General features: G+C 68.8%; 14 protein-coding genes. 7 read left to right on the top strand and 7 right to left on the bottom strand.

Annotated features, from left to right (window positions below; translation table 11 throughout):
* Positions 1 to 82: 82 nt before the first annotated feature.
* A complete protein-coding gene (locus ACXJLU_RS03805) occupies positions 83 to 826 on the bottom strand; it encodes a 2OG-Fe dioxygenase family protein (protein ID WP_457329147.1) in 744 nt (247 codons plus the stop codon).
* A gap of 100 nt (positions 827 to 926) precedes the next feature.
* On the opposite strand from ACXJLU_RS03805, the gene trhA reads away from it, so the two are divergent.
* The 4 genes from trhA to ACXJLU_RS03785 all read left to right on the top strand — a co-directional run bounded on the left by trhA (position 927) and on the right by ACXJLU_RS03785 (position 3,045).
* A complete protein-coding gene (gene trhA, locus ACXJLU_RS03800) occupies positions 927 to 1,541 on the top strand; it encodes a PAQR family membrane homeostasis protein TrhA (protein ID WP_073464512.1) in 615 nt (204 codons plus the stop codon).
* Entirely contained in the window at positions 1,538 to 2,041 is a 504-nt protein-coding gene (locus ACXJLU_RS03795; protein ID WP_457329146.1) for a cupin domain-containing protein, read from the top strand. Before trhA ends, ACXJLU_RS03795 begins: the two co-directional genes overlap by 4 nt.
* Positions 2,038 to 2,298, top strand: a complete 261-nt coding sequence (locus ACXJLU_RS03790; RefSeq protein WP_457329145.1) for a VF530 family protein — start codon at positions 2,038 to 2,040, stop codon at positions 2,296 to 2,298. Before ACXJLU_RS03795 ends, ACXJLU_RS03790 begins: the two co-directional genes overlap by 4 nt.
* Positions 2,299 to 2,484: 186 nt before the next feature.
* Positions 2,485 to 3,045 carry a porin family protein gene (locus ACXJLU_RS03785; protein WP_457329144.1) on the top strand — a complete coding sequence of 187 codons (561 nt, stop codon included), beginning with the start codon at positions 2,485 to 2,487 and terminating at the stop codon, positions 3,043 to 3,045.
* Here the strand turns inward: ACXJLU_RS03785 and ACXJLU_RS03780 are convergent.
* Genes ACXJLU_RS03780 through ACXJLU_RS03765 form a run of 4 tightly spaced genes read right to left on the bottom strand, consistent with a single transcriptional unit; the run spans position 3,033 to position 6,229 of the window.
* Positions 3,033 to 3,287, bottom strand: coding sequence for an RNA-binding S4 domain-containing protein (locus ACXJLU_RS03780; protein ID WP_457329143.1), 255 nt, complete (start codon positions 3,285 to 3,287; stop codon positions 3,033 to 3,035). The genes ACXJLU_RS03785 and ACXJLU_RS03780 overlap by 13 nt on opposite strands.
* Positions 3,284 to 4,267, bottom strand: coding sequence for an LLM class flavin-dependent oxidoreductase (locus ACXJLU_RS03775; RefSeq protein ID WP_457329142.1), 984 nt, complete (start codon positions 4,265 to 4,267; stop codon positions 3,284 to 3,286). The genes ACXJLU_RS03780 and ACXJLU_RS03775 overlap by 4 nt, the downstream gene beginning before the upstream one ends.
* Complete coding sequence (gene fghA, locus ACXJLU_RS03770; protein WP_457329141.1) at positions 4,264 to 5,097, bottom strand: S-formylglutathione hydrolase; 834 nt, start codon at positions 5,095 to 5,097, stop codon at positions 4,264 to 4,266. The genes ACXJLU_RS03775 and fghA overlap by 4 nt, the downstream gene beginning before the upstream one ends.
* Positions 5,098 to 5,119: 22 nt before the next feature.
* Complete coding sequence (locus ACXJLU_RS03765) at positions 5,120 to 6,229, bottom strand: S-(hydroxymethyl)glutathione dehydrogenase/class III alcohol dehydrogenase (protein WP_457329140.1); 1,110 nt, start codon at positions 6,227 to 6,229, stop codon at positions 5,120 to 5,122.
* Between the two features lie 307 nt (positions 6,230 to 6,536).
* Here ACXJLU_RS03765 and ACXJLU_RS03760 point away from each other — a divergent pair, with 307 nt between their 5' ends.
* On the top strand, positions 6,537 to 6,746 hold the full coding sequence (locus ACXJLU_RS03760; protein ID WP_047511365.1) for a cold-shock protein: 210 nt from the start codon (positions 6,537 to 6,539) through the stop codon (positions 6,744 to 6,746).
* Between the two features lie 93 nt (positions 6,747 to 6,839).
* Here the strand turns inward: ACXJLU_RS03760 and ACXJLU_RS03755 are convergent, their stop codons facing one another.
* Positions 6,840 to 7,304, bottom strand: coding sequence for a BON domain-containing protein (locus ACXJLU_RS03755; RefSeq protein WP_457329139.1), 465 nt, complete (start codon positions 7,302 to 7,304; stop codon positions 6,840 to 6,842).
* 11 nt (positions 7,305 to 7,315) lie between these two features.
* Entirely contained in the window at positions 7,316 to 7,918 is a 603-nt protein-coding gene (locus ACXJLU_RS03750; protein WP_457329138.1) for a lipocalin family protein, read from the bottom strand.
* A 182-nt stretch (positions 7,919 to 8,100) separates the two neighbouring features.
* Between ACXJLU_RS03750 and ACXJLU_RS03745 the strand changes: the two genes are divergently transcribed.
* On the top strand, positions 8,101 to 9,129 hold the full coding sequence (locus ACXJLU_RS03745) for an NADP-dependent oxidoreductase (protein ID WP_457329137.1): 1,029 nt from the start codon (positions 8,101 to 8,103) through the stop codon (positions 9,127 to 9,129).
* A 72-nt stretch (positions 9,130 to 9,201) separates the two neighbouring features.
* A partial coding sequence (locus ACXJLU_RS03740; protein WP_457329136.1) for a PAS domain-containing sensor histidine kinase occupies positions 9,202 to 11,833 on the top strand: 2,632 nt, incomplete at its 3' end.

Below are 11,833 nucleotides of genomic sequence, written 5' to 3'. Positions count from 1 at the left end.
TTCCCAGCGGCTTGCGACAGACCGGCCCGGCACGCGGCTGAACTGCAGCCGGGCGTGACGAACCGGCCGCAGTCCGGACCCTTCAACCGCCCGCCGGGCCCTGGAAGCCGCCCTGGCGGAAGGTCAGCACCAGCGTGTCGCGGTGTGCGCTGTGCTGCGCATCGGCCGACAGCGGCTGGATCGGCGTGCTCTCGTGGATCACGCGTTCGTCGTCGAGCATCAGCGTGGTCCAGGGCTCGCTCATCGTGAAGCGGATGCCGTTCGGGCCTTCGGCCTCGAAGACCCGCGTCTCGCCGCCCTTCAGGCCGCGCCGGCCGACCAGCAGCACGGCGACGAAGTCGACGCCGTCGCGGTGCGCGCCTTCCGGCGTCGGCCGGCCGATGCCGTCGGTGGTGTCGATGCGGAACTGGTGCGCCTCGACGAACCACGGCCGCGCCCCCTTCAGCGCGCTGCAGGCCTCGGCCATGCGCAGCAGCAGGCGCGCCCAGACCGGCTGCGCGACGAGCCCGGCCTCCATCGGCTCGAACCAGCGCTCGATGCCGCCGTGCAGCGCGTTGTAGGCCACCGGCTGCCAGTGCGCGCGGTGCGGCGAGGTCGACAGCGTGGCGCCGTCGGCCACGAAGCAGGAATGGCGGCGGCGCCGGTAGCGCCCGCCGTCGCGCAGGTAAGCGTCGGGCGGCAGCGCGTCCCAGCTCGACTCGAGCGCCTGCAGCTCGGTGGCATCGGCCGCGATCCATTCGCGCAGGCCGGCCGGGCTGATCACGCCATGGCCCTGGGCGCGCAGGCCGGGCACGAGTTGCGAGGGGACGACGTAGGGAGGCAGCATGCGTTCTGTCATGCCGTGATGATGCCAGCCCGCAAGCGTCACGACCTGCCGCTATGCTTGCGGCCTGCGCCTCCTCAAGCCTTTTCAGAAAGCGGTTTTCATGTACCACGGCGAGCGTTTCAACAGCCTCACGCACCTGGCCGGCCTGCTGCTGGCGATCGGTGGCGGCACGGTGCTGATCGTGCAGGCGTCGCTGCACGGCGATGCATGGCAGATCGTCGGCGCGAGCATCTTCGCGGCGACGATGATCGTGTTGTATGGCGCGTCGACGCTGTACCACAGCGTGCGCGGCGCGGCCAAGCGCGTGCTGGTGAAGTTCGACCACTGCGCCATCTACCTGCTGATCGCCGGCACCTACACGCCGTTCGCGCTGGTCACGCTGCGCGGGCCGTGGGGCTGGTCGCTGTTCGGCGTCGTGTGGGGGCTCGCGGTGCTGGGCATCGTGAAGGAGCTGAGCCTCGGCCGCGAGCGCGTGCCTTCCGTGCCGCTGTACGTGGCGATGGGCTGGCTGGCGCTGATCGCCGCAGTGCCGCTGGTGCGCGAGCTGCCGTGGGCGGCGCTCGCCTGGCTGGTGGCCGGGGGGCTGTTCTACACCGGCGGTATCGTGTTCTATGCGAACGACGAGCGCTGGCGCCATGCGCATGGCGTGTGGCACCTGTTCGTGCTGGCGGGCACGGCCTGCCACTTCGTCACCGTGATGCTGTACGTCGCATGAGCGGTGGCTACATTCATCCGCGCGCGGCCGAGCTGATCGCGCTGCTGCAACTGCAGCCGCATCCCGAGGGCGGGCACTACCGCGAATTCTTCCGCTCGGAAGCATCGGTCACGCCGGCCGGGGGCCGCCCGTCGCGCAGCGCGCTGACGAGCATCGATTTCCTGCTCGGACGCGGCCAGTTCAGCGCCTGGCACCGGGTCGCATCCGACGAGGTCTGGCATCTGCTCGAAGGCGGTCCGCTGCGGCTGTGGCTGATGCCGCCGTCGCTGGCCCGCATCGAGTCGGTGACGCTCGCGCCAGTCAGCGCGACGACGCAGCCGCGCTTCACGGTGCCGGCGCAATGGTGGCAGGCGGCCGAGCCGCTGGGCGAGTTCGCGTACGTGGGCGCGACGGTCGCGCCGGGCTTCGACTTCGCCGATTTCGCGTTCCTGCGCGATCACGCCGATGCGGTGTCGGCGGTGCACAGGCTGCAGGCCGATCTCACGAGGCTGGTCGGATGAGCGAGACACCCGCCCAACCCCGCAACCCGCTGCATGGCCTCACGCTCGAGGCCTTGCTGACCGAGCTGGTCTCGCACTATGGCTGGGATGGCCTGGCCGAGCGCGTCCAGCTGCGCTGTTTCAGCATCGAGCCGAGCGTCGCGTCGAGCCTGAAGGTGCTGCGCAAGACGCCCTGGGCGCGTGAAAAGGTCGAGAGCCTGTACCTCTTCATGTTGCGTGAAAGAGACCGCGCGGCGCGCGCGAGCAAGCCGCGCTGAGCTGGGCCTTCGAGCCGGTTCCGACAGCGAAGTTCCGCCTTTCCGCTGCACTGCAACACCATGTTGCAGCCCCTCGAAAAACTTCACATTGAGAGGGTGCCGCGTTCACATGCGCGGCCGATCCTGCTTGCATGTCGGACAAGCGATCCGGCAGTCCCTTACTGAAGAGAAAGCAGGAGTGAACACATGACCAGCATCACCAAACTGAGCAGCAAACTCGTCATCGCCTCGGCCGTCTCGCTGATGGCGCTCGCGGCGCAAGCCCAATCGGTCCAGCCCGGCCCGTACATCGGCGGCAGCGTGGGCACGACCAAGTTCCACGGCGACAACGTCGGCGGGTTCGACACCGACACCACCGACACCGGCGGCAAGCTGTACGGCGGCTACCAGTTCACGCCGAACTTCAGCCTCGAAGGCGGCTGGATCGGCTTGGGCAAGTACAGCAGCAGCGCCAGCGAGCTGAAGCTGAACAACGGCATCTTCCTGGACGCCGTCGGCACCTTCCCGGTGGCGCAGGACTTCTCGCTGCTGGGCCGCGTGGGCGTCTACAACGGCAAGGCCGAACGCACCGTCAACGGCGTGAACGACAGCGAGCGCGGCACCGACATCAAGTACGGTGCGGGCGTGCAGTACGACCTGTCGAAGAACACCGCGATCCGTGGTGAGTGGGAGCGGTACCGCGTGAAGGCGCTGGACATCAAGGACAACACCGACATGTTCTCGGTGGGCGTGAACTATCGCTTCTGACCAGGCACGCCCGGGGCGGGCGGATTCGGTGCCAGCACACGGATGCGCGTGCCGGTCAGCCCGACCACCTGCCCCGCCCTGATCTTGCAGGTCTTGCGCAGCTCGGCCTGCCCGTCGACCTCCACGTTGCCTTCGGCGACGAGCATCTTGGCGGCACCGCCGCTGTGGCAGACGCCGGTGGCTTTCAGCAGCGCATCGAGCGGGATGAAATCACCGCGCAGTTCGAAATCGATCAGGTTCATGCGGCGAATTGTCGCGCGAGCAGCCCATACGAATGGCGCCGCACCGCGGGATCGTGCGCCCAGGTGTTGATCACGAGTTCTTCGAGCCCGAAGTCGCTCGCCAGCGCACGCAGCTTGTCGGTCACCTGAGACGCCGTACCGACGAACGCCTTGCGCCGCATCGGCTCGATCGCCGCCAGTTCGTCGGGCGTGAAACCCCGCTCGGCGATCTGATCCGGCGATTGCAGCGGCCCGAGCAAGCCGCGGTTGCGATCGACCCGCCAACGCTCGCGGCTCAAGGCCAGGTGCAGCGCGGCCTCTTCAGTGTCCGCGGCCAAGGCCCACACACACACGGTCGCATGCGGCTTCGGATGACGCTCGCTCGGCTGGTAGAGCCGGTGGTACAGATCGAGCGCCTGCTCCGCCCCTTGCCCGTCGGTGAAGAAGTACGCAAACGCATAGGGCAAGCCGAACTGTGCCGCCATCTGCGCGCCATAGTCCGAGCTGCCGAGGATCCACACCTCGGGCGCATGCTCGCCACGCGGATGCGCCACGATGCCGCGATGGCGCAGCCCGTTGGTCCAGGCCTGCAGATCGCGCACCTGCTCAGGAAAATGCTCGGCGCTCCCATGCGCATGCGGATTCAGCGCCTGGGCGGTGCGCATGTCGCCACCCGGTGCACGCCCCACCCCGAGGTCGATGCGGCCCGGAGCCAAGGCTTCGAGCACCCGGAACTGCTCCGACACCTTCAACGCCGCGTAGTGCGGCAGCATCACGCCGGCACTGCCGATGCGGATGCGCGTCGTGCGGGCGGCGATCGCGGCCATCAGGATCTCGGGCGCACTGCCGACGATGGTCGGCAGGCTGTGGTGCTCGCTGACCCAGAAGCGTTCGTAGCCGAGGGCTTCGCAGTGCTGTGCGAGTTCGAGGGTGTCGCGGATGGCGGCGTCTTCGCCTTGGCCACTCAATGCAACGGATTGGTCCAGGACTGAGAGTTTCATGAGAGTCCTTCGGCGTGATGCGCAATGTGATCCGCCACGAAGGTCGAGATGAAGTAGTAGCCGTGGTCGAAGCCCGCATGGCGTCGCAGCGTCAACGGCTGACCGGCAGCGTTGCAAGCGGCTTCGAACAGATCCGGATGCAGCTGCGTCGCGAGGAATTTGTCGGCCAGGCCCTGGTCGATCAAGAGATGCGACGTGCGCGCGCCGGCCTTGACCAACTCGGTTGCATCGTGCGATTGCCACGCCTCGCGCCCCTCGCCGAGGTAGCCACGAAACGCCTTCTCGCCCCACGGGCTCTGCATCGGCGCGGCAATCGGTGCGAAGGCCGACACGCTGCGAAACAGCGATGGGTGCTTCAGCCCCAGTGTCAGCGCACCATGCCCGCCCATCGAATGGCCGAACAGGCCGAGGCGACTAGTGTCGGCCGCGAACTGAGCCTCGAGCAACGCCGGCAGCTCCTGCGTCAGCCAGGTCGCCATCCGCCAGTGCGTACCCCACGGCGCTTCAGTGGCATCGAGGTAGAAGCTCGCGGCCGTGCCGAAATCCCACGACGCATCGGCCTCGGCGATGCCGGTGCCGCGCGGGCTGGTGTCCGGCGTCACCAGCATCAGCCCGTGCTTCGCCGCGTGCTGCTGGGCGCCGGCCTTCATCGCGAAGGTCTGCTCGTTGCATTCGAGGCCGGCGAGGTAGACCAGCACCGGCACGCGCTGCGACGCAGCCTGCGGCGGCCTGAAGACGCCGAAGCGCATCGGCAGGCCGATCGCGGCGGACGCATGCTCGTGAAACCCTTGCACGCCGCCGAAGCAGGCGTGCTCCGACAAGGTCTTCATCGCCGGGCCGTCAGTCACGCTCTTAGTCATACACCACCACCGAACGGATCGATTCGCCACGCTTCATCAGCTCGAAGCCGTGGTTGATGTCCTTCAGTGCCAGCTTGTGCGTGATCAGCTCGTCGATGCGCAGCTTGCCGTCCATGTACCAGTCGACGATCTTCGGCACGTCGGTGCGGCCGCGCGCGCCGCCGAAGGCCGAGCCCTTCCACTCGCGGCCCGTCACCAGCTGGAACGGGCGCGTCGAGATCTCCTGGCCGGCGGCCGCCACGCCGATGATGATGCTCTGCCCCCAGCCCTTGTGGCAGCACTCCAGCGCCTGCCGCATCGTCGTCGTGTTGCCGATGCACTCGAAGCTGTAGTCGGCGCCGCCATCGGTCAGCTGCACGATCGCGTCGACCACGTTGTCGACCTCGCGCGGGTTGACGAAGTGCGTCATGCCGAAGCTGCGCGCCATCGCCTCGCGCGCCGGGTTCAGGTCGACGCCGATGATCTTGTCGGCACCCACCATCTTCGCGCCCTGGATCACGTTCAGGCCGATGCCGCCCAGGCCGAACACCACCACGTTCGCGCCCGCCTCCACCTTCGCGGTGAAGATCACCGCGCCGACGCCCGTCGTCACGCCGCAGCCGATGTAGCAGACCTTGTCGAACGGCGCGTCGGAGCGGATCTTCGCCAGCGCGATCTCGGGCACCACGATGTGGTTGCTGAAGGTCGATGTGCCCATGTAGTGCAGGATCGGCTGGCCGTCGATCGAGAAGCGGCTCGTCGCGTCGGGCATCAGGCCCTTGCCCTGCGTGCCGCGGATCAGCTGGCACAGGTTGGTCTTGCGCGACAGGCAGAACTTGCACTGCCGGCACTCCGGCGTGTACAGCGGGATCACGTGGTCGTCGCGCTTCAGGCTCGTGACGCCCGGCCCCACCTCCAGCACCACGCCCGCGCCCTCATGGCCGAGAATCGCCGGGAACAGGCCCTCGGGATCGGCACCCGACAAGGTGAACTCGTCGGTGTGGCAGATGCCGGTCGCCTTCACCTGCACCAGCACCTCGCCGGCGCGCGGCGGTGCCAGGTCGACCGTCTCGATGCTCAGCGGTTGACCGGCCTTCCAGGCCACGGCGGCTTTCGTCTTCATGGGCAACTCCTTGCAAGCCGAGGGTCGGCGTTGGGCCGGCATTGTGCGGCGCGGCCGGCCGGGCGTCGGCATGTCGTGTGGAAACACCGTCACCGGCCACGATTCTCGGAGCAGTGTGCGGAATGTCCCGACCCGTGGTGTATATTCGCCGCACAGGTATACGCAAGGCTGTGGTTGTGAGTGATCTTTTGCGACGCCGTGCTGGTTCCAGCCCGGTTCTGTTGAAATCCCCGAATAACTCTTGAGTGTCTCTGCATGCGTCGGCATGTGCTGCCGCATTACTACTGATAGAAATAGGAAAACGTCCATGACGACGCAAACCGGTACCGTGAAGTGGTTCAACGAGAGCAAGGGCTACGGCTTCATCGCTCAAGACGCGGGCGGCGCTGACCTGTTCGCCCACTTCCGTGACATCCAGGGCAACGGCTTCAAGACGCTGCTGGAAAACCAGCGCGTGGAATTCGAAGTGAAGCAAGGCCAGAAGGGCCTGCAAGCCGCGAACATTCGCGTGCTGTGATGCAGCGCAGGGCGCACGCCCTGCTGCCAAGACGAACGCGGCCCCCGGGCCGCGTTTTCTTTTGGGTCAACCCTTTTTGGGGGAGGACGTCCCCTACTGCTTGACCTGCGCCGTCTCGAGTGCCAGCTTGTTGTCGACGCCGCTCACGCCCTTCACCGCCATCGCGATGCGCTCGGCCCGCTGGCGGGCGTCCTCGCTCGGTGCCGAGCCGTACAGCGCGACCTTGCCATCGTGCGTGTCGACGTTCACGCGCAGCGCGCTGAGGTCCGGGTCCTTCGCGATATCGGCCTTGATCGATGCCGTGATCGCCCCATCGGCGATCGACTGACCGATCTGCGAGGTGCCGTCCTGGCTCGCCTGGGATGCGTCCCGCGCGGCGGTCTTCACGTCGGCGATCGACTGCTTCGCGTTCTGCTTCACCTGGTCGGCGGTCTGCTCGGCGGTCGACACCGCCGAATCCAGCTTCTGCCCAACGGTGCGGTGGTCGCTCGAATCGCACCCCGCTGCCAGCGCGACGATCGGTGCGGTCACGCACAAGGTCCACAAGAGCTTGCTCATCTCAGTCTCCTTCAGATCAACGGAACATGGCGCGCCGCCTGCGGCGCCGTGGCCGCCTGCGGTGTCTGCACGAGGCGATTCACCGGGTAGCCGTCGGCGCGCAGCCGCGCGACGATGCCGTCGTAGAGCGCACCGTCCATCTGCGGCGTGCGCGAAAGAATCCACAGGTATTCGCGCGACGGCTCGCTGACCACCGCATAGCGGTAGTCGGCATCGAGCATCACGACCCAGTAGTCACCGCGCCCCACCGGCATCCAGCGCAGCCARGTCGGCAGGAAGCTGACCTTCAGCTTCGCGCCGCTGTCGTCGCCCTTCACCGGCGTCGCGCGCCCCACCGAGACGGCAAAGGTCGAATCGGCCGCGCGGCAGCGGTTGATCACCTTGATGGCGCCGCTGCCGGTGGGCTGGTAGGTGGCGGTGACGTTGCCTTCGCACTTCGCCTGGAAGCTGTTCGGCAAGCGCGCGAGCTCGTACCACGTGCCTGAGTAGCGCTGCGCGTCGAGCGACGCGACGCTGCGCACCGGCGGCGCGTCCTGCCCCGCGGCCAGCGCCAGCGCGACGCTCGCCACGGCCAGGCTGGCCACGGTCAGGATCGAGGTGAGGCTCAGGCGCATCGCGGTCTCCAGGCAGGTCTTGTTTGTCGGATCGGTCGACCCGGTTGATGCAGGCCACTGTAGGTTCGCCCCCCGCCCCACCCTGTCGGCGCGCCGCCTGATCGGCTGTCGGACAAGGTCGACATCGGCGCTACCATCGACCGGCGCATCCAGAGAACACAACACATCCAGGAGACAACGCCATGACGAGCAGCCTCGTGAACCAGCAGATCCGCCTCGCCGCCCGCCCCGTGGGCCTGCCCACCGCCGACAACTGGCAGTTCACGACCGAGCCGGTCGCCGAGCCCGAGGCCGGTGGGGTGCTCGTGAAGACGCAGGCGCTGTCGCTCGACCCGGCGATGCGCGGCTGGATGAACGAAGGCAAGAGCTACATCCCGCCGGTCGGCATCGGCGAAGTGATGCGCGCCGGCGGCATCGGCACCGTCGTCGCATCGAAGAACCCCGCCTTCGCGGTCGGCGACATCGTCAGCGCCACGCTCGGCGTGCAGCAGTACTGCGTGATCGCCGAGGCCGGCATCCGCCGCCACGGTCTGTTCAAGATCGACCCGCGCCTGGGCACGCCGATGCAGTGGCTCAACGTGCTCGGCATGCCCGGCATGACGGCGTACTTCGGGCTGATGGACGTCGGCCAGCCGAAGGCCGGCGAGACCATCGTCGTCTCGGGGGCGGCCGGCGCCGTCGGGCAGACGGTCGGCCAGCTCGCCAAGGCGAAGGGCCTGCGCGCGGTCGGCATCGCCGGCGGGCCCGCCAAGTGCGAGTGGGTCGTCAAGGAGCTGGGCTTCGACGCCTGCATCGACTACAAGGCCGGCCCGGTGAAAGACGGCCTGAAGCAGCACTGCCCGAACGGCGTCGACATCTATTTCGACAACGTCGGCGGCGAGATCCTCGACGCCGTGCTGACGCGCATCAACCGCCACGCCCGCATCGTGATCTGCGGCGCGATCAGCCAGTACAACAACACGACGCCGGTGAAGGGCCCCGCCAACTACCTGTCGCTGCTGGTCAACCGCGCCCGCATGGAGGGCATGGTGGTGTTCGACTACGCCGACCGCTACCCGGTCGCGGTCGCCGAGCTGGGCGAGCTGCTGCAGGCCGGGCGCATCAAGAGCCGCGAAGACGTGGTCACCGGGCTCGACAACTTCCCGCAGGCGCTGCTGAAGCTGTTCAGCGGCGAGAACTTCGGCAAGCTGGTGCTGCAGGTCGCGGCCTGAGCCCGGCAGACAGGCGTCCCTGCGGGCAAGTGCGCTGGACGCCTGCGGCATTCGGCCCAACACTTGCCTTCCATGGCTGTCCCTGACGTGCCCCTCGATGCGCCCCCCGGCATGCCCGCTCCCGGCGACCTCCCGGCGGCGGCCGCGCATGCCCTGCTGGCGGCGAGCCCGGATGCGCTGCTGCAGCTCGACGAGGCCGGCCGCATCGCGTGGAGCAACGGTCGACTCGAGGCCGCCTGCGGCCTGCCGGCCGGTGCGCTGGCGGGCCGCGATGTGCGCGAGCTGCTCGGCCTGCCGCCGCAGGCCGTGCTGGCGGCCGAGGCCCATCGCTGGACCCCGCCTTCGGGCACGCCGCGCTGGCTGAGCCTGCAGTCGCCGGGACCGCAGTTGCTGGTGGTGCGGGACATCACCGAGTTGCGCACGCTCGGCGACGAGGCCCGCCGGCTGGCCGAGCTGCTCGACATGGCGCAGGAGTTCGGCCGCCTCGGCGTCTGGGAGCGCGACATCCCGTCCGGCGAGGGCCGCTGGGACCGCCACATGTTCCGCTTCTTCGGCCTGGACCCTGCCGACGGCACGCCGAATTTCGCGCTCACGTCGCAGCGCATCCACCCGGACGACCGGGTCGACCCGAAGATGTTCGAGTCGATGAACCAGCCCGGCCAGTACAGCCGGCGCTACCGCATCGTGTGGCCCGACGGCCGGATGCGGCGCGTGCATTCGCAGTGGGAGGTGAAGCCCGACGCCGGCGGCACGCCGACGCGGGCGATCGGCATCCTGGTCGACGACACCGAGGCCTACGAGCTCGCCGAATCGTTCAACGACACCAGCGCGCAGCTGAAGATCGCGGTCGACCTGGGCAACATCGCGATCTGGCGCCACGACCTGAAGCGCAACCGCATGTACTACAACGAGCGCGCGTACCAGGTGCTCGACATCACGCCGCGGCCCGAAGGCATGTCGCTCGACGAGGTGCGCGCGCTGATCCACCCGGACGACCTGCCGCAGGTGCTGGCCACCTCGCAGGCCGCGCTGCGCTCGGACCGGCCGGTCGACATGGAGGCCCGCTACCGCCGCCCGGACGGCAGCTTCCGCTACGTGCTGACGCGCCGCGTCGTGCGCCGCGATGCCGACGGCACGCCGATCGAGTTCGTCGGTGTCGCGCTCGACGTGACCGAGCAGGTCGAGCACACCCGGCGCGCGACCGAGATGGCCAAGCGGCTGGAGATCGCCGCCACCGCGGCCGGCCTGGGCATCTGGAGCCGCGACCCGGAGACGCGCCGCGCCGAATGGAACGACGAGATGTTCCGCATCATCGGCCGGCCGAAGGAGCGCGGCGTGCCCACCGGTGCCGAGTGGATGAACGAGGTGGTGCACCCCGACGACCGGGCCTTCATGGAGCGCGTGCGCGACGAGATCCGCGCGACGCCCGAGGTGTCGGTGGAGCACGAGTACCGCATCCGCCGCCCGGACGGCGAGCTGCGCTGGCTGGTGAACCGGGTGCGGCGCGAATCGCGCGACGGCCGGCCGATGCTGTTCGGCATCACGATCGACGTGACCGAGCGCGTGAAGACCGAGGCGGCGCTGCGCAGCGCGAACGAACGCATCGGGCTGGCGGTGCGCAGCGTCGGCATCGGCACCTGGGAATGGCTGCCGGCCACCGACACCTCGGTCTGGGACGACGCGATGTTCCGGCTGCGCGGGCTGGAGCCTTCCGCGCAGGTGCCCGACGAGGCCGCGCGCGCGGCGCTGGTGCTGCCCGAAGACCGCGAGCGGGTGGCCGCGGCACTGGCCGAATCGGTGCGCAACCGCAGCAGCGCGGCCTACGAGTTCCGCGTCGTGTGGCCGGATGGTTCGGTGCACTGGCTCGCATCGCGCTCGACCGCGGTGCTCGATGCCGGCGGCCAGGTGCACCGCCACATGGGCGTCAACTGGGACATCACCGACGCGCGCAGCGCCGAGAGCGCGCGCCAGGAGCGCGCGGTCGCGCAGCGCGAGAGTTCGGCCAAGTCGGAGTTTCTCGCGCGCATGAGCCACGAGCTGCGCACGCCGCTRAACGCGGTGCTCGGCTTCGCGCAGCTGCTGCAGTTCGATGCGCGCGCGCTGACCGCCGATCACAACCACAAGGTCGAGCACATCGCCGCCGCCGGCCGGCACCTGCTGTCGCTGATCAACGACGTGCTCGACCTGTCGAGCCTGGAGAGCGGCAACCTGCGGCTCGACCTGCAGCCGCTCGCGCTGCACGAGGTGGTCTACGAGACGCTGCCGCTGGTCGAGGCGCTGGCGCGCGAGCACGGCGTGACGCTGCATGCCGACCGGCTGCAGGCGACGGTGTGCGCCGACCGCATCCGGCTGCGCCAGGTGCTGATCAACCTGCTGACCAACGGCATCAAGTACAACCGGCGCCATGGCCGCGTCACGTTGAGCTGCACGGTCGACGCCACGCACGTGACGCTGCGCGTCGAAGACACCGGCCGCGGCCTGCGGGCCGACCAATTGCCCCATTTGTTCGAGCCGTTCAACCGGCTGGGTCTCGAGAACGAAGGCATCGACGGCACCGGCATCGGGCTGGCCGTCGTCAAGGCGCTCGTCGAGCGCATGGAAGGAACCGTCATGGCCAGCAGTCAACCGGGCACGGGGTCGCAGTTCGAGGTCCGCCTGCCGCGCGCCGATGCGGCCGCGGCGCAGGCGCCGGCCGGTGCGGCGC

This window comes from Rhizobacter sp. P5_C2 (genome assembly GCF_054049715.1).
This window is presented reverse-complemented; position numbering and strand designations above follow the sequence as displayed.